Raw genomic sequence first — 17,077 nt, 5'->3', positions numbered from 1 at the left:
ATCAACCCTTCGCGTAAGGGCTTTTGCCCCCATCGGCGATAAACTTATCGATTTGTTGGTCCAATACCGACAAAGGCACAGAGCCTAGTTTCAAAATCATGTCGTGGAAAGCGCGAATATCAAAATCGCTTCCCAAAGCCTTTTCCGCTTTTGCACGACCGGCTTCAATGGCCATTTGCCCTAAGTAATAAGACAAGGCTTGGCCAGGCCAGGCTATGTAACGGTCGACTTCAGTAGTCACTTCGTGAATAGAAAGCGCTGTGTTTTCCGCCATAAAGTCTTGTGCCTGTTTACGCGTCCAACCTTTTGCGTGAATACCGGTATCAACCACTAGGCGGCACGCGCGCCACATTTGATAGCTCAACATGCCAAAGATTTCATACGGCGTGTGATACATGCCCATTTCTTCACCTAACTTTTCGGTGTACAACGCCCAGCCCTCGCCATAGGCAGAAATGTAGGTGTTGCGACGAAAATCGGGTAAATCGTCGTTTTCAGACGCCATTGAAATTTGGAATGAATGGCCCGGTGCAGACTCGTGTAGTGTTAGCGCCGGCAAGGAATACAAAGGACGCGCAGGCAAGTTATAGGTATTCACCCAATAGGTGCTTTTACCACCGCGACCTGCGGTGTAATAAGGGGCGATATCATCAGGCACCTTAACAATCGCAAATCGGTTACGCGGTAAACGGCCAAAATAATCACTGGCAACTGCATCAAACTCTTTTGCAGTCCACGCGGCACGATCGAGTAAGTCTTGTGGTTTAGTCACATAAAACTGCGGGTCGGTGCGCAAGAAATCCAAGAAAGCTTTTAAATCGCCTTTAAACTCCACTTCTTGCATAATTTTATGCATACGATCACGGATCTTCGCCACTTCTTGCAGGCCAATTTCGTGAATTTTCTCCGCGCTCCAATCTAGCGTGGTGTATTTTTTGATCCGTGTTTGATAATAAGATTTACCGTCGGGTAAATCGTAAGCCGCCAATGACTCGATAGACCCCGGAATATAATCATCCACCATAAAGCTCAACAACGCCTCATGGGCTGGGATCACGCTGTTTTCAATCGCGGCTTTACCCGCTTTACTTAGCTCCGCTTTAAGCGCTTCTGAAAAGGTGGCAGGGAAACGAGTAAAAGGGCGATAGTAAACGTTGTCTTCCACACTGGGTGCGTCAGTGACTGAAATAATAGTTTGTTCACGGCCATTCAACGAAATCTTTGGCAAAGTAAACTGGCGCGCTAAACCTAGCTTCATATTACTAATTTGCTGGTCGAAATAACGCGGCATATCGTTTAACCATTTAATGTAATTGCGATAATCTGCCTCGCTATACATGCGCTGATCAGCTTGGTATTTAATGTTGCCCCAAAATGACGTATCGCCTAACAATGGCTTTTCAAATGTCTTGAATTCTTGATCTGTGATCAGGGTAGAAATCTGATATTTGTAGATTTCATAGTTAATTTGGTTTTCATCAGACAAGTCATTCAAATCAAGCCCGTTAAGTTTGCCCATCACGTCTTGCCAATAGGCTAACTTGCGTGCTTGTTCTGGTAGACTCACATCGGGAAGAGAATCGGGAACCGAGGTGCTGATACTGTCTTCATCGGCAGTATGCTGAGAGTGACGCCATTCCCATTCAGTTTGATATATTTTTTCAAATGCATCATCGGTGTCACTGGCCCATGCCGCACCACTCATCGCTAAAATTAATGCACCCGAAAGTCGAGAGGTCGCTTTTGCTAACTTCACCACTGTGTGTTTCCTTCTTTTATACGTTTTTATTTGCTCACAACCATGCCGCGAACGCTGGTATTTCGCAACCAATATGGTAGCGAAATACCGCAGTTTTACCGCTTTTTGACGTTGTTGATCTGGAATTTTCGTGATGTCGGTCAATACTCTATGCCATTGTAGTGAAAATTGAGTATGACTAAGCACAAAGCGATATTGAGCAAAGCTAAGGGCTTTGGTAGTGTGTAGCCCATTTCCTAAATCACGAAAGGCCATGTCAGGTGTTTGAATTACCAAGCTTTAGTTTAAAAGGTAAAGTATCGGAAGAAGAGTGGCAGACCCGCCTTGATCTCGCAGCCTGTTATCGACTCGTCGCCGATATGCGGTGGGGAGATTTAATTTACACCCATATCTCAGCCAAGGTGCCAGAAACCGAGCACTACCTTGTTAATGCGTTTGGCTTAGCATTCGACGAAGTAACAGCATCAAACTTGGTCAAAGTAGACCTTGCTGGCAATATACTAGACGGTTCGCCGTATCAAATTAACCCCGCCGGTTTTACTATACACAGTGCGATTCACGAAGTGCGTGAAGACGCCAAATGCGTGATCCATTTGCACACCAAAGCCACAATCGCCATAGCGTCGGTAAAAGGTGGGTTAAAGCCTTGGAGTCAGTACTCACTATTTTCACTGCCTTCATTAAGTTACCATGGCTACGAAGGTTTAGCCGTAAACGACACAGAGAAAAAACGCTTGCAGCAAGACTTAGGCACAACAAATCATATGTTACTGCCCAATCACGGCGGGTTAACGGTTGGCCCAACTGTCGGCGACGCCTTTATGCGTTTTTATGATCTCGAACGCGCATGCGATATTCAATTGGCATTAATGCAAAGCGGAGGAGATGTGATCGAAATTCCTCAGCCCATTGTTGATGGCATATACGAACAAGCCAATGTGGTACATTCAGGTGAAACAGGCGGACAAATAGCATGGCCAGCCATGTTGCGCCGTGCCTATAAACTCGATCCATCATTTTGTGAATAGCGTCTGGCTCGACGCTGTTAATTCAGGACAAATAAAAAATGAAAATTACTAAAGTAGAAATATTCGATATTCATTGCCCAGAGCGCCCACCTTGGAATCCAGTTTTCGTGCGTATTCACACCGATGAAGGCATTACCGGTGTAGGTGAAGCTGGCCTAGCTTACGACTGGGGTCACAGTGCTGCTGCGCATATGATTAAAGAAATTGCCGAATACATCCTGATTGGATGGGACCCAATGCAAACCGAACTTTTGTGGAGCAAGATGCTACGCGAGAGCTTTTGGGGATTAGGCGGCGGCCCTGTGATTTATGCCGCCATGAGTGCTGTTGATACCGCGCTTTGGGATATCAAAGGCAAAGCTTTGGGCTTACCGGTTTATCAATTATTGGGCGGCAAATGCAACGACAACTTGCGCTGTTACGCCAGCCAATTGCAGTTCGACTGGGACAAAGAAATCACTAAACTCGTGAAGCCAGAAGAATATGCTCGTGCTGCTGAAAAAGCCATGGCAGAAGGCTATACGGCAGTTAAAGTTGACCCTATCGTTTACGATATGCAAGGCAACACCCATTTTGATCGCACTAAAATCATTAGCCGTGCCGACATGAAGCTGTTCAAGTCTCGTCTTCAAGCTATTCGCGATGTGATGGGCGACGAAGGTGACATTATTTTTGAATGTCATAGCTTACCAGGTGCCACTACCGCCATTCAGCTCGGTGAAATCGTTGAAGAAATTGGCTGTATGTATTACGAAGAGCCGGTTAATTACCTCAACGCAAAACTACACGACAAAGTGGCCAAGCGCGTGAATGCGCCTATAGCTGGTGGTGAACGTTTATACAACCGTTGGGACGTGCGCCAGTATTTAGAAGATCAATCACTCGATGTATTGCAACCCGACGTAGGCTTGTGTGGCGGCTTTACCGAAGCGAAGAAAGTATGTGACTACGCCGATATTTACGACGTACGAGTTCAGGCACACGTATGCGGCGGCCCTGTTGCTACGGCAGCTAGCTTGCACTTAGAAGCGGCGATCCCGAACTTCCTGATCCACGAGCACCACACTTACGCCACCAAATCGTGGAACCGTGAATTGTGCTTACAAGATCCACAACCTAAAAATGGCTTTATTCAAGTGTCTGAAGAGCCGGGCCTTGGCATTGAGCTAAATGATGAAATTGTTTATCGCTCGCCAAATATGAGTGTGACTGCACTGAAGTAATTTAGCGGCAATATAACGGCCAATATAACGGTAATAACCGATAAAAAAACGCCCTCGATTGTAACAACGAGGGCGTTTTTGTTTGTGGTGCTTATTTTCCAACTAGGCTAAAAACCCGTTCGAAAAAATCTTATTCGATAAACGATCTAACAAAAGACACTAATGCTTGGTCTTGTGCGTGTTCAAAGAAACACGCTTGGAAGCGCTGGCCACCTACAGCTTGCTTCACTAACTCAGGATCTAAGGCTTTTAAGCCGTCTAACACCGACTTACCCGTTGCCGCTTTTACTTGGTCAAGAATGCCAGCATTGGTCACTTGAGACTCACGGCGTTCAGGTGGATAACCCATTCCCTTTTCGCCAGTAAAGGCCTTCTCAAACATGTAGCGAATATTAAGCTCTGCACCCCAACCATAACCTTTAGCAAAGGGGATAGACAGGGCATTACCATTGTTAATCTGAGCAAATAAGTAAGCGTCCGCAGGGTCAATACAATAACCGCAAGTCACACCAGGATAAGCATTCAGCGACATTAACGCTCCCTGCCCTGTGCCGCAACCCGCCACAACAAAATCTACCGCTTTCGCATTCAATAACAACGCAGAGATAATACCAAGGTGGATGTAGGTTAACCGGTGGTCATTGTCACCGTTCATTCCCACGTTAAATACCTGATGGCCTTGTTCATCGGCCACAGCTTCAAGCTGGGCTAACACCTCAGGGTTTTTGCCAGCTTGACTAAATTCATTCATTAATGCGATTTTCATTCATGTCCTCCTCGCGCAATGCACAAACCATGGGGCGTTATCATGATTGAGTAAACCTAAAGCGTCGTTTTTTTTCGGCGTGTTTCATATATGAAACAGTTGCTGGCGATGCCAGCAATTTAAAAACCATACCAATGGCCCGCATTGTGAAAAAACATGCGATTGCCAAAATACAAGGGGATATTTGACGCGTACCGCGTCCATAAATCTTGATAGCTACTGGTCCAGGTACACAAAGGAAAGTTGCTGGCTAACATTACTCTGTTTTCACCAAATGCTTCCATGGTGTCTTGTAACACCCAATGAAACCACTCGTCCTTCCAATCGTGCTTAGCCATTTCCCATCCAGACAACTTTATTGCGACCTGAGGGTGAGTTGATAAGGCTTGAATGGCTTGAAACCAGTCGTATTTCTGCGTGCGCCAACGTGGTGGTAAGCCCCCATGATTTAAAATAATCCGCAAGCCAGGCAACTGCTCCATAACATCGAGCAAAGCACGTACTGCATCAGGATCAGACAAATATAGCTGAGCGTCAAAACTCAACATTTGGCGATCCAGTACTTTAAACCGCTCTACAACCTCGGGCTGCCGAAGGATTGCCGCCGCATCACCATCAAGAATGTGTCGCACACCAACCACAGAACGGCGTTGTAGCAGTGCCTCTATGTGGCTGTCAAAATCGGCTGACAACAAATCAATCGCGCCAACGGTACGCAATGGCAATTGACAATGACTTTCAAGCCAGTCGATTTCCCGCCACGGTTTGGCGTTGTCAAAACCCGCTTCTATGTGAACAAAGCCCGCCAAGCTTAGTGGCGTTGATAAGTGCAAATCTGATTCGGTAAAACTCTGATGAATTTTAGCTTTGTCAGGCCAATCTGGCTCATTTTCTGGTTTGAGCCAATGGTAATCCCCCTCCTGTAAATGGAACAGGTGAACATGGGGATCGATAACTTGCATGCGACTTCCTTAACATCAACAACAATAGCTATTGAGCGGTGTAACCACCGTCGATAGCATGAAGACTGCCAGTGATAAAACTGGCTTTATCGCTAGCTAAAAAGTAGGTTAACTCGGCGACTTCATCGGCCTGCCCTAAACGCCCGAGCGGTTGTAAGGCGGCTTCTTCGGCTTGTACTTCGTTTTTGTCGGCACCGCTTTTGCTCACGTAGTTATCGATGGCGTTGTGAAATAACGGCGTTTCAATAGTCCCGGGGCACACCGCATTCGCTCGAATGCCAAACTCGGCGTAATCGAGCGCCGTTGTTTTCGCCATAGATGCCAAAGCAGCTTTGCTCAGGTTGTACGCGAATGAATTTTTTTTACCGACAAATGCTTGATCAGACGACATCAATACAATGGCGCCACGTTGCTGTGCTTTCATCACAGGAACTACCGCTTTTACCGCTGCGTAAGCACCTTTTACATTAATACCAAACACGCGGTCGAGATCTGCCTCACTGGTATTTTCTATTGATGCAGAAAAATGAATGCCAGCATTCGACACCAACACATCAATGCGACCTGTATTTTGACTAATTTGTTCAATAATCCTCTGAACTTCAGAAACATTGCTCACATCACACGCACAGTGATGTGCATGTTCAATCTTATTATTGAAGCCTTGAAGATCTAAATTAAATACTTGATAACCTTCGGCAGTAAACTTTTCGACAATTGCCAAACCAATTCCGACACTACCACCGGTTACCACACAGACGGGCATTGCGTGTTGCATAACTAAACCTAAAGAATTGCATTATGGCTAGCATGCCAAGGAATAACATAAAAGCAAGTCACACTGACTCAGGCGTATAATATTTCAACGAAATGAACAATTTTTCCAATCTTCGAGGGTGTTGCAGTTTGTTAACGCTACTTCATTAGCATAGTCGATGGGCACCGCACCAATAGCCTCTAAGAACCCCATCACCGACAAACCTGCGTGTTCGGTTAAACGACGCGCCAATTCTGGCAGCACCAATTTAGGGTTGTGAATGTACAAAGGTAATGGATGGCCTTTAAAAAACACAGTTGCGCTTTCTTGTTGCCCGAATCGCACAAGCTCGGACAAGGTTTCTGCGGTGAGTTGAGGTAAGTCGACAGGAACGAACAACAAAGGAGTATCATTTACTCGTTCAATCGCCGCATGTAAGCCACTTAACGGGCCGCGATCTGCGATCAAATCGGTCACGACTTTGGCCTCGAGCCCCTCTGGTAGCGGGGCATTGCGATTTACCCACACTTTGCTGGCGTTAGCTTCAAGCAAACGCCTTACCGTGAAACTGAGCATACTTTCGTCGCCGCGCAGCAACAGCGCTTTGTCTTGCCCCATACGCAAAGATTGGCCCCCCGCAAGCACTACGCCATCAAACGGTAATAACTCTTGCATACTGGTGATTTCCTTCTTACTACCCAGTATCACAATACTCCTGATCGCCAAAAATTACCAAGTTTTCAGTTCAGTAGCAGTCAGTCCTTGAACCAAAGTGTCTATCAGCAACCGTACTTTTGGTGATAAATGACGCGTATGTGGGTACACCGCCCAAATCCCTTCATCCTCGACTCTAAATTGACTCAGCACTTGCACCAACTCGCCGGTTTCCAAGTATGGTGTGACGTAATAATCGGGAAGTTGAATGATCCCCATACCTTTCAACGCTGCATCAATCAAAGCGGTACCACTGTTACAGCGCAAACGCGGAGACACTTTGATGGGGCAGTCTTTGCCTTGTGATTGAAAATGCCAATATTCAGCTGTGCCCATTAAACACTGGTGATGATGGACTTCAGACAGCGAATGCGGCTCTCCATATTTCGCTAGATAGCTGGGAGATGCGCAGGTATAAATAGCGCGACTAGCCAGCTTGCGTGCTATCAAACTGGAGTTTTCCAACTTGCCTAAACGAATCGCTACGTCAAAGCCCTCTGTAACTAAATCGACTTTTCGATTAGTAAGGTGCATTCTCACTTCAACTTCAGAATGCGCCATAGCAAAATCGTTCACCAAGGGGGCAATTTTCTGCTCTCCATAAGTAACTGGCGCCGTGATAAAGAGCTTCCCGTGTGGCTTGGCTTGTAAGTCAGTAATCACTCGCTCAGCCGCCTGTAATTCTTCGAGAATAGGCTTGCAATGTCGATAGTAAGTTTGGCCTGCCTCTGTGGGCGACACCACACGAGTAGTACGAGTAAGTAGCTTAGTGCCCAACCGTTTTTCCAATGCCGCAACCGAACGGCTGACCTGCGCTGTCGATAGCCCCAATCGCTTTGCAGCATGGGTAAAGCTGTTATTGTCTACCACGGCAACAAATTCGTTCACCCCTTCCCAATTCGCCATATTCACTCTCCTCGCTTAACACCGCTATTATTGCATATTTGCAAAAGTGATTTACATGAAACAGTGATTATTACCAAATTAGAGTTAGCTACAATAATGACACATCGTAAGAGAAGTTCGCTTCAATTTATCTATTTATTAGGGAGCTGTTATGTCAGACGTAATCACGTGTAAAGCCGCTGTGGCATGGGGGCCAAATGAGCCACTTAAAATCGAAGAAGTTGAAGTAGCGCCGCCAAAAGCCGGCGAAGTGCGTATAAAAATTGTCGCCACTGGTGTGTGTCATACCGACGCATTCACACTATCAGGTGAAGATCCTGAAGGTATTTTCCCCTCTATTTTAGGTCACGAAGGCGGTGGCATTGTGGAATCTGTGGGAGAAGGCGTTACCAGTTTGAAAGTAGGTGACCACGTTATCCCTCTTTACACGGCCGAATGTGGCGAGTGTAAGTTCTGCACATCAGGTAAAACTAACTTGTGTCAGGCCGTAAGAGCGACACAAGGTAAAGGCTTAATGCCTGATGGCACAACCCGTTTTACCTGCAACGGACAGGAAATTTTCCACTACATGGGGTGCTCAACGTTTTCAGAATACACAGTATTACCTGAAATCTCGCTCGCTAAGGTCAACCCAGAAGCACCACTAGAAGAAGTGTGCCTGTTAGGTTGTGGTGTCACTACAGGTATGGGCGCAGTAATGAATACTGCCAAAGTAGAAGAAGGCGCAACCATCGCTATCTTCGGATTAGGCGGTATTGGTTTGTCAGCGATCATTGGTGGCACTATGGCTAAAGCGCGTCGTATTATTGCCATCGATATCAATGAATCTAAATTTGAGTTAGCGAAAAAGCTCGGCGCTACCGATTGCATTAACCCTAAAAACTACGACAAACCGATTCAAGAAGTGATTGTAGAACTCACAGACGGCGGCGTGGATTACTCCTTTGAGTGTATTGGTAATGTTGATGTGATGCGCAGCGCATTAGAATGCTGTCACAAAGGCTGGGGCGAATCAGTGATTATTGGTGTTGCTGGCGCTGGCCAAGAGATTTCAACGCGCCCCTTCCAGTTGGTCACAGGTCGTGTGTGGCGTGGTACTGCATTCGGTGGTGTAAAAGGTCGTTCTGAGCTACCCGGTATTGTTGAAGACTACCTAGCGGGTAAATTCGCACTAAACGATTTTATTACCCATACCATGGAGCTAGAAGCGATCAACGAAGCCTTCGATTTAATGCATGAAGGCAAAAGTATTCGCAGCGTAATTCACTATTAATTCTGCACAATAAAACCATGCCGAGCACAGGTACGTCGTGCTCGGTTTTGCAAGATTATGGAGTTGAAAATGGCACTGAATAATGTCAGTAACAACAAAGTCTTCGACGGGTGGCACAAGCAATATACCCATACCTCTTCGGTATTACATTGCGAAATGCGATTCGCCATTTATTTACCCCCTCAAACCGCAACCGGCCAAAAAGTACCAGTACTGTATTGGCTTTCAGGGCTGACTTGTACCGACGAAAACTTTATGCAGAAAGCAGGCGCGCAACGTATGGCGGCTGAACTGGGTATTGCGATTGTGGCACCCGACACCAGCCCCAGAGGTGAGGGCGTAGCCAATGATGATGGCTACGACTTAGGCCAAGGTGCGGGTTTTTACGTAAACGCTACACAAGCGCCATGGAACAAGCACTTCAACATGTATGATTACGTGGTTGACGAACTTCCAGCATTGATTGAAGCCAACTTTCCAGTAACCAATAAACGAGCCATTGCTGGGCACTCAATGGGTGGCCACGGCGCGTTAATGATAGGGTTAAAGAATCAAGACAAATACGTTTCTGCTTCGGCATTCAGCCCTATCACGCATCCGACACAATGCCCTTGGGGTGAAAAAGCTTTCACCGCTTATTTAGGAGATGATCGCAACGCATGGAAACAATATGACACCTGTGAGCTATTACTTACACAAGCATGTGATTTGCCATTAAAAGTTGACCAAGGTAACGACGACAACTTTTTAGCCGAGCAATTACGCTATGACGATTTGGTCGCGGTAGTGGACAAAATGGGCACTCCGGCGCAGCTCAACTGCCATGATGGTTACGACCACAGTTATTACTTCATCGCGAGCTTTATTGAAGCACACCTTCAATTCCACGCGAAGTATCTAAACTAACACTGGGGCGGGATGCTTTATTCCCGCTGATCCAAGTAAGAAAATCAGCCGCCGTCACTGGGCGGCTGAAATAATACCCTTGAAAAACTTCACAGCCCATCACCGTCAGTTTGTCGACCTGCTCGGCATTTTCCGTACCCTCAGCGATAATCGCCAAGCCTAAATGCTTACCAATCAGAATAATCGACTTGATGAGTTCCTGAGAGCTATCATCGTCAATTTTATCAATAAATGATTTATCAATTTTGAGCACATTCAGTGGCAACTCCTGTAAATAAGACAGCGACGAATACCCCGTTCCAAAGTCGTCCAGTGCAATGGAATACCCTCTTGCCATCAATACTTTGAGTTTATCCACGGTCAGCGCAATATTGTTCAATAAGCCGGTTTCAGTGAGTTCTAGCTCAATATTCTTCGCACTAATGCCATAGCGTTTTACGGTTTTGAACAAGTAAGGTAAGAAGCTGTGATGAGAAAAGTGGATTGCTGAAATATTTATCGCAATGCGAATATCACTATTCACACCTTCTTCAATCCATGCACGTGTTTGCTTACACACTTGCTGAATTACCCACTCGCCTAAACGAATAATCAAGGCTGAATTTTCCGCCACAGGGATAAACTCTGCGGGAGAAATAAACCCTTCTTCAGGATGAGCCCAGCGTATGAGCGCCTCAGCTCCTACACAGCGCCCATTCACATCCACTTTAGGCTGATACACCATATTGAGCTGTGACCGCGTATCCAACGCTTGAATTAGCCCGTGTTCAATGGCTCGCTGACGGTCAAGATTGGCCAATTGCTGTGGGTCGAACAAACTATAGTGCCCCGGCCCTTCCTGTTTTGCCGATTGCAAAGCACTTTCTGCTGCGCGAATCACATCATAACGGTTTGCCGTTTGCACCGGATAACACACCGCCCCCATACAACAGTCCATGACCACTTCAACCCCATTCACTTCAACAGGCCGTTGAATAATATTTCTAATTTCATGCCAGTGTTGTAGTAATATGTCGTCCGACGCCGACACTAACCCGCGAATAATTACCGCAAACTCATCGCCAGCGTTACGCGCCACAAAAATTTGCTCGTTGCCGTACAGGGTAATTCTCGCGCCGAGTTCATGTAGCACTTCATCGCCAATGTCATACCCAAAGTGACGATTCACTTCAGTAAATCGGTCTAAATCAAACAACAACATCATTGACTGGGTGCTATTGGCTTTGTTCTCCGCGTAGGTGCGTTTTATTTCCTCAAATAAACGCATCTGGCTAGGCAAGCCCGTACTGTAATCAACATACGCCATTTGGCGTAATCGCGACTCCATTTGCTCGCGACGAATCTCAACGCCCGCTCGTGCCGCAAACACCTCTATGGTTTCAATCATTCTGTGATCAGGTTTAATGGGCTTATCATCCAATAAGGCCAACAAACCCGAAATGCCATCGTCATCGACAAAAGGCACTCCAATGTATGATTTGAGACCAAACTCAGACAGCATTTTGTCTTCGGGGAAAAGTACATCTACGTTATTTTGATAAACGCAAATGTCGTTGCGCATCACACTGTCACATGGGGTGTTTTTAAGCGAATAACGCATCGAACCGCCCGGATTTCCCTCAACCAACATCGCTTTAGATTGGATGGTAGGAACGCTGGCTAGCTCGTCCTTTACCCCGATCAAAATATATTTAGCGCCGAACAAGGCATACAAACTTTTGAGCATCTCATGAAAATACTGCTCAGTACCAGTTTGTCGTACACCTCGTGCAAGCTGAGTGATAGCCGCCTCCAATTGCACTTTATGACTCGATGTTTTGTCGAGCAATTCAACCTGTAACGCAAAGGACAAAGCAATATTAATACACAACAACAACGAAAGAATGATGTATGGCATACCCGCAGCCCAGATATCGGGTAGTATGTCTAACCCACTGAGGCGGTTTGAAATAGTGACCATGCATTGTATTAGTACAACGGCCAACAACGCATACGCCAGCGCCTTTCTTCCTGAACGGGCAACGTCTGACACCACACCCATTTGCAACACAAACAACCCCAGTACAAATACTAACAGGGCCAAACGCCATACCGACGATGTGCCGACCAAGGCATTTAATGCTCCTTGTTCAAACACTTGATAATGCTGTAATTGTTGTACTTCAGAGAATACAAGCGTGGCAGGTGACAGTAAATTAACTGCAAAAAGCACCAAAGCCACAAAATATATTGGCATAACTAAACGCTGATAAAAGCGGTTATCAACCCACGCAATCAACACGGTATACAGTGTAGGGATGGCGATTAGCGATATCGCAATTTGAAATTTCAGCCAATAAAGCGCAACCACAACGTCGGCCGCACTGTGATACCCCCACGTTGCCACCTGATAAGCGATGGCGAGCACACAAAGCAACAAGACATTGAGTCGACGACGTAAAGGCAACCGGTGAGTACAATACCCCAACCACGCACATACAATGACATTCAGTAAAAATGCGGGGAAAAAGTATAAGAACAGTCCAGTGCTATTTGGATCCATAAGACAGGCTCCCAGAGAAACCAAGCAAATTGTTGAGAACACAATGCATGAAGGTTGTGGAGATTATCAAAGTACCACAAAACAAAAATTGACTGAAATCAAATGCACAATCAATTGCACATTTAAATCAAAAGCTCTTGGCGTAATTAATGCTAAATCAAATATTGGTTTATTTAATCATATCCATGCAGCCTACCATTAGGTATAAATAACAACCCTTAAAAAACAAATAACCCGCCTAGTCTGTACTCCCAACATTGCACAATTTCGCGTATACTGCTCGGCATGACGTATCCTGTTCCTTCTCAAATACTCGAAACCACATTCGAAGTAAAAAAAAGCTTATTTCACGCCAGAGCTGGCCTCGCAGAAAACCGAGAGCAAGCAATGACTTTATTGGCAGAATGTAAATCAACTTACCCCGATGCACGGCATCATTGTTGGGCTTACTTACTTGGGAATCCCTTCTCGCCCCAAAGTGCGGCTATGTCAGATGACGGCGAACCCAGTGGCACTGCGGGTAAACCCATACTAAATGTCCTGCAACACAAAGGCGTGGGTGATGTCATGGTAGTAGTAAGTAGATATTTTGGTGGGATTAAGTTAGGTGCAGGAGGCTTGGTACGTGCCTACTCGGCATCGGCACAGCAAACAATGGAACAATTACCTGTTGTTGAACATGTGCTTTTAACACCAGTACAGATATGCACTGAATTTCGCCACGAGCAGTTCTTTCGTCATTTTGTAGAACAACATGCGGGGCAAGTTGAGCATTGTGAATATCAACAAGGTGTGACTCTGTATCTGGCTTTGCCCGAACAACACGTACAAGCATTGCAGGAAAGTGCAGCTAATCTGCAAGCTACAGTAAAACTCACAAAGACAAATGCCGTTTAAACGCTTGGGTTTGACGACGAGAAGGTACCAATATTCTGCCGTTTTCCATTTCTACTTCCCACTGCCCATTCATAGTGACCTGAATATCTTTTATAAAGCTTAAATTAATTATTTCACTACGGTTCAAGCGAAAGAAATCCGCCTCAGGCAATCGCGACTCAATTTGCGACAAGGATTTATTCAGTAGGGGCTTGTGTTGGTCAAAATAAACACGAGTATAATTGCCTATAGACTCGAACAACTGTACTTGTTTCAGTTTTATTAGCCAGCACTGCTCACCCTCTTTGACTAGTAGCTGGCTATTGTTATTTAACGCATGCGTTGGCTCGCCAGACGGCTTCATCAGTGCAATTTGTTGTTTTGCTTTTTCGATGGTCTGCGTAAGCCGCACATAAGTAATGGGTTTGAGTAAATAATCTAAAGCATTGACCTCAAATGACCGAACGGCAAATTCATCAAATGCAGTGGTAAACACAACAAGCGGGATTTCATTTAGTTGCGCTAGTACTTCAAATCCTGTACCACCGGGAAGGTCGATATCCAGTAAAAGTAAATCAGGTTGACTGACGTTGACTAATTCGACCGCACTATCAACCGTATCAGCCTGTCCAATTAGCGTAACATTAGGTATTTGAGATAGCTGCTCACATAACTCGAGTCGAGCCAATCGACTATCTTCAACGATGACTACGCGCACGATGCACCACGTGATTCATCAAACTCTAACGGAAATTGCAATTTTGCCACGACAGATTCACCTTCTTGACCCAACGTAAATGTGTATTTATCACAAAATGAAAGCGCTAGCCTGTCACGTATATTATTGATACCAATTCCTTTTGTACCAGGTGTAAACACACCAGGATTCTCAACAACTATACATAACTGTTGTTCATCTTCTTTTATGTCTACTCTTATGCTGCCACCGTCTGCTTGTTTACCCACCCCGTGCTTAATGGCATTTTCGACAAGTAACTGTAAGATTAACCTAGGAACTAAGGCGCTTTCCAATAACGTTTTTTCAATAGATAACTCATACTTTAGCCGTTCTTCATACTGCATTTTCATTAAGGCTATATAAGTATCTACAATCAGTAATTCAGATGATAAGGGCGTTTTTTCTCTGGCGTCTGTTTGTAAATTATAGCGAAGCATATCTGCCAAATTCGCTAACATATCCCGAGCTTTACTTGGGTTTTCCAAAATTAGTGCCCGAATGTTATTAATACAGTTAAATATAAAATGAGGATTTAATTGTGTCAGTAATGCATTAAGTTGTGCCTGATGGAGCGTGTGTTCTAACTCTATTTGTGTGCTCTCAAGTTCAGTAACTTTGCGCTGTCGAGTAATTAAAAAATATAGAGAACTCCAAATCGTTAATACAATACTCAAGATAATAAAGTTATGCAGAAACAATAGGTGTAGTGCGTCTTTTGCTACATTGATTAAAGGGTGCTGAATAAGAATTAAGGTGCCGACCAATACGCTCGCCGTTACTATTGCCCCTACAAAGGAGGTGACAATAATACCCGGTATCACTAGCACAAGCCCTTTTCTACGCCATTGTTGATAGCATATGCGCATTAAATGACTAACAACAAACCCTATGCCGTACAGCATAAACACAGCACCGAATAGTGGAAGGTCTGTGATCCCAACCAATAGCTTGTTTGATATATCCAGTAAGAACAATATGCCCCAACCAAGGATTTGATACCGCCAGTAGGGTTTAATCATTACTTTTCCATACGTTGAACAATCCAATCGCTGATCAGCGACAAGGTTTCAGGTGCTATTGTTTGGGTTATCTTGCCATATTCATCAGGCAAGCCAGTTTCAGCATGTTGAAACAAATGGTTCTGCCCCGACATCACTTTTATTGTGACATCATCATGTTTTACTTGTTCAAATAGCAAACGTATTCCATCGAGGTTGGGAGCCGCCGCCACTTGAATATCCTTATCGCCATTAATTGCTAACACAGGCATGGTTAATTTTGGCAACACCTTATCTGGTGAATAAGAGAGAAAACTCTTGCCCCACGAATTGGCTATCAAATTTGTGTATGTATCAGCATTCGCTTTTGAATAACCAAAGTCCAACATTTTTTGGTGAATGAAGTTAGGCGATTTATTATCAATAACAAACTGCGCCACGTCGGCCATAAAATCACCCACTTCGTTAGCATTAGCGACACCGTAACCTGCTGCTAAATCTCGTTGTTGTTGTGCCCATATATCAGCGCCTTTAACCCCTAGCCCCGCCATGAGAACAACAAATGCCACACTTGGCTCGCGAGCAGCAAATAATGGCGCTGTTGCGCCGCCTTCGCTGTGACCAATAAGCCCAATCTTTGTTTCATCAATCTCTGGGTGTTCACGTAAATATTTAAAGGCACTCGCTACATCTGAACTGAACTCTTCCAATGTTGTACCATAAAATTCACCGCCACTTTGTGCCGTCCCTCTGTCATCAAACCTTAGAACAGCGATCCCAGCTTGCGTTAATGTGTCAGCTAATACCCAAAAAGGTTTATGCCCCAATATAGTTTCATCGCGATCCTGCGGCCCTGAACCAGATATGAGTATTGCTGCAGCAAAAGGGCCTTTACCAAAAGGTTTTGTCAAAGTACCCGCGAACTCGAAACTTTGTGACTCATGGGAAAATCGAACATTTTCAACTGAATAATTAAAAGGGGGAGCCGGCTGTTGAGGACGCATCACCGCCAATGAACTTTTATCTTTTTGCTCCTCACTTTGTCGTGTTAGCGTTAAGGGTAAAGTCCCGCCTCCCTGAGAAAATCTGCCCGTTAACCTGCCATCTTTTAATTGCGCACTATAGCTCGCGTTAATAGTAGGGAATCGGAGTTGAATACTCGTGCTTTTGGCTGAATCTACAATCCCGTTAATCCCAAAAGCACCTTGCTCTGGGCTATCTAAAGTTGCTTGCCACTGCTCTTCGTCGTTAACCAAGTGAAGAACAAGCGGCAAGAAAAATCCCGATTGAATTTCTAATTTACCATGCCAATCTCCGGCGACAACATTTGCTTGAGCAAAAGAAAACTTCATCGTCATTATGATAAATAGTATGCATAATTTCATGGCCTAAACCTCTGTGCTAAGTGCGGTATCGAGATAGTAATAGTGCCAAAGGAATAGAAAATGGGTGGGAAATATGACCAACGGTTGAATTTGCGGATGAGTGGTTATTGGTCTGTCTCATATATCAAAAACAATAGATTCCCCCGGGCATGCCCGGGGTTCTATCGGTTACAGCTCCATTCGGAGCTGATCTGAATCCTTCCGACCTTGATGCTCAACGTAGTTCCGTATTGTGTGCTCGTC

Annotated in this window: 15 protein-coding genes; 5 read left to right on the top strand and 10 right to left on the bottom strand. The window is 45.2% G+C overall.

Annotation, left to right across the window (positions count from 1 at the left end; genetic code table 11):
- Nucleotide 1: 1 nt before the first annotated feature.
- Nucleotides 2–2,014 carry a DUF885 domain-containing protein gene (locus tag ACXAH6_RS18595; RefSeq protein ID WP_474879283.1) on the bottom strand — a complete coding sequence of 671 codons (2,013 nt, stop codon included), beginning with the start codon at nt 2,012–2,014 and terminating at the stop codon, nt 2–4.
- A gap of 5 nt (nt 2,015–2,019) precedes the next feature.
- Here ACXAH6_RS18595 and ACXAH6_RS18590 point away from each other — a divergent pair, with 5 nt between their 5' ends.
- Together ACXAH6_RS18590 and ACXAH6_RS18585 are read left to right on the top strand one after the other, a co-directional pair.
- Nucleotides 2,020–2,787 (top strand): class II aldolase/adducin family protein, encoded by a 768-nt coding sequence (locus ACXAH6_RS18590; RefSeq protein WP_474879282.1) that lies wholly within the window; start codon nt 2,020–2,022, stop codon nt 2,785–2,787.
- Between the two features lie 38 nt (nt 2,788–2,825).
- A complete protein-coding gene (locus ACXAH6_RS18585; protein WP_474879281.1) occupies nt 2,826–4,010 on the top strand; it encodes a mandelate racemase/muconate lactonizing enzyme family protein in 1,185 nt (394 codons plus the stop codon).
- A gap of 130 nt (nt 4,011–4,140) precedes the next feature.
- Here ACXAH6_RS18585 and ACXAH6_RS18580 read toward each other — a convergent pair whose 3' ends face one another.
- The 5 genes from ACXAH6_RS18580 to ACXAH6_RS18560 form a co-directional block, all read right to left on the bottom strand.
- Nucleotides 4,141–4,776, bottom strand: coding sequence for an RpiB/LacA/LacB family sugar-phosphate isomerase (locus tag ACXAH6_RS18580; protein WP_474879279.1), 636 nt, complete (start codon nt 4,774–4,776; stop codon nt 4,141–4,143).
- 119 nt (nt 4,777–4,895) lie between these two features.
- Nucleotides 4,896–5,738 (bottom strand): amidohydrolase family protein, encoded by an 843-nt coding sequence (locus ACXAH6_RS18575; RefSeq protein WP_474879277.1) that lies wholly within the window; start codon nt 5,736–5,738, stop codon nt 4,896–4,898.
- Between the two features lie 28 nt (nt 5,739–5,766).
- The gene (locus tag ACXAH6_RS18570; RefSeq protein WP_474879275.1) at nt 5,767–6,516 is read right to left on the bottom strand and encodes an SDR family NAD(P)-dependent oxidoreductase; all 750 of its coding nucleotides are present in this window, start codon (nt 6,514–6,516) and stop codon (nt 5,767–5,769) included.
- 84 nt (nt 6,517–6,600) lie between these two features.
- Nucleotides 6,601–7,170 carry a molybdenum cofactor guanylyltransferase gene (gene mobA, locus ACXAH6_RS18565; RefSeq protein ID WP_474879274.1) on the bottom strand — a complete coding sequence of 190 codons (570 nt, stop codon included), beginning with the start codon at nt 7,168–7,170 and terminating at the stop codon, nt 6,601–6,603.
- Nucleotides 7,171–7,224: 54 nt separating this feature from the next.
- Complete coding sequence (locus tag ACXAH6_RS18560) at nt 7,225–8,115, bottom strand: LysR family transcriptional regulator (protein ID WP_474879272.1); 891 nt, start codon at nt 8,113–8,115, stop codon at nt 7,225–7,227.
- Between the two features lie 151 nt (nt 8,116–8,266).
- Between ACXAH6_RS18560 and ACXAH6_RS18555 the strand changes: the two genes are divergently transcribed.
- Entirely contained in the window at nt 8,267–9,388 is a 1,122-nt protein-coding gene (locus ACXAH6_RS18555) for an S-(hydroxymethyl)glutathione dehydrogenase/class III alcohol dehydrogenase (RefSeq protein ID WP_474879271.1), read from the top strand.
- A gap of 69 nt (nt 9,389–9,457) precedes the next feature.
- A complete protein-coding gene (gene fghA, locus ACXAH6_RS18550; RefSeq protein WP_474879269.1) occupies nt 9,458–10,294 on the top strand; it encodes an S-formylglutathione hydrolase in 837 nt (278 codons plus the stop codon).
- Here the strand turns inward: fghA and ACXAH6_RS18545 are convergent.
- A complete protein-coding gene (locus ACXAH6_RS18545; protein WP_474879267.1) occupies nt 10,251–12,836 on the bottom strand; it encodes a sensor domain-containing phosphodiesterase in 2,586 nt (861 codons plus the stop codon). The two genes, fghA and ACXAH6_RS18545, sit on opposite strands and share 44 nt — an antisense overlap.
- Before the next feature lie 285 nt (nt 12,837–13,121).
- Between ACXAH6_RS18545 and ACXAH6_RS18540 the strand changes: the two genes are divergently transcribed.
- Entirely contained in the window at nt 13,122–13,733 is a 612-nt protein-coding gene (locus tag ACXAH6_RS18540; protein ID WP_474879266.1) for an IMPACT family protein, read from the top strand.
- Here the strand turns inward: ACXAH6_RS18540 and ACXAH6_RS18535 are convergent.
- Genes ACXAH6_RS18535 through ACXAH6_RS18525 form a run of 3 tightly spaced genes read right to left on the bottom strand, consistent with a single transcriptional unit; the run spans nt 13,711 to nt 16,834 of the window.
- Nucleotides 13,711–14,430 carry a LytR/AlgR family response regulator transcription factor gene (locus ACXAH6_RS18535; protein ID WP_474879264.1) on the bottom strand — a complete coding sequence of 240 codons (720 nt, stop codon included), beginning with the start codon at nt 14,428–14,430 and terminating at the stop codon, nt 13,711–13,713. The two genes, ACXAH6_RS18540 and ACXAH6_RS18535, sit on opposite strands and share 23 nt — an antisense overlap.
- Nucleotides 14,421–15,470, bottom strand: a complete 1,050-nt coding sequence (locus ACXAH6_RS18530; protein WP_474879263.1) for a sensor histidine kinase — start codon at nt 15,468–15,470, stop codon at nt 14,421–14,423. Before ACXAH6_RS18530 ends, ACXAH6_RS18535 begins: the two co-directional genes overlap by 10 nt.
- Entirely contained in the window at nt 15,470–16,834 is a 1,365-nt protein-coding gene (locus ACXAH6_RS18525) for an alpha/beta hydrolase family protein (RefSeq protein WP_474879262.1), read from the bottom strand. Before ACXAH6_RS18525 ends, ACXAH6_RS18530 begins: the two co-directional genes overlap by 1 nt.
- Nucleotides 16,835–17,077 lie beyond the last annotated feature (243 nt).

Source organism: Alteromonas sp. ABE4_545 (genome assembly GCF_056161325.1).
The sequence above is the reverse complement of the archived record's forward strand: the minus strand, read 5'-3'. Positions and strand labels throughout refer to the sequence as shown.

Coding starts and splice junctions, on each gene's coding strand:
- fghA (WP_474879269.1), top strand. CDS start 9,458: ATGGCACTGAATAATGTCAGTAACAACAAAGTCTTCGACGGGTGGCAC.
- ACXAH6_RS18525 (WP_474879262.1), bottom strand. CDS start 16,834: ATGAAATTATGCATACTATTTATCATAATGACGATGAAGTTTTCTTTT.
- ACXAH6_RS18555 (WP_474879271.1), top strand. CDS start 8,267: ATGTCAGACGTAATCACGTGTAAAGCCGCTGTGGCATGGGGGCCAAAT.
- ACXAH6_RS18530 (WP_474879263.1), bottom strand. CDS start 15,470: ATGATTAAACCCTACTGGCGGTATCAAATCCTTGGTTGGGGCATATTG.
- ACXAH6_RS18595 (WP_474879283.1), bottom strand. CDS start 2,014: ATGGCCTTTCGTGATTTAGGAAATGGGCTACACACTACCAAAGCCCTT.
- mobA (WP_474879274.1), bottom strand. CDS start 7,170: ATGCAAGAGTTATTACCGTTTGATGGCGTAGTGCTTGCGGGGGGCCAA.
- ACXAH6_RS18570 (WP_474879275.1), bottom strand. CDS start 6,516: ATGCAACACGCAATGCCCGTCTGTGTGGTAACCGGTGGTAGTGTCGGA.
- ACXAH6_RS18580 (WP_474879279.1), bottom strand. CDS start 4,776: ATGAAAATCGCATTAATGAATGAATTTAGTCAAGCTGGCAAAAACCCT.
- ACXAH6_RS18585 (WP_474879281.1), top strand. CDS start 2,826: ATGAAAATTACTAAAGTAGAAATATTCGATATTCATTGCCCAGAGCGC.
- ACXAH6_RS18540 (WP_474879266.1), top strand. CDS start 13,122: ATGACGTATCCTGTTCCTTCTCAAATACTCGAAACCACATTCGAAGTA.
- ACXAH6_RS18575 (WP_474879277.1), bottom strand. CDS start 5,738: ATGCAAGTTATCGATCCCCATGTTCACCTGTTCCATTTACAGGAGGGG.
- ACXAH6_RS18560 (WP_474879272.1), bottom strand. CDS start 8,115: ATGGCGAATTGGGAAGGGGTGAACGAATTTGTTGCCGTGGTAGACAAT.
- ACXAH6_RS18545 (WP_474879267.1), bottom strand. CDS start 12,836: ATGGATCCAAATAGCACTGGACTGTTCTTATACTTTTTCCCCGCATTT.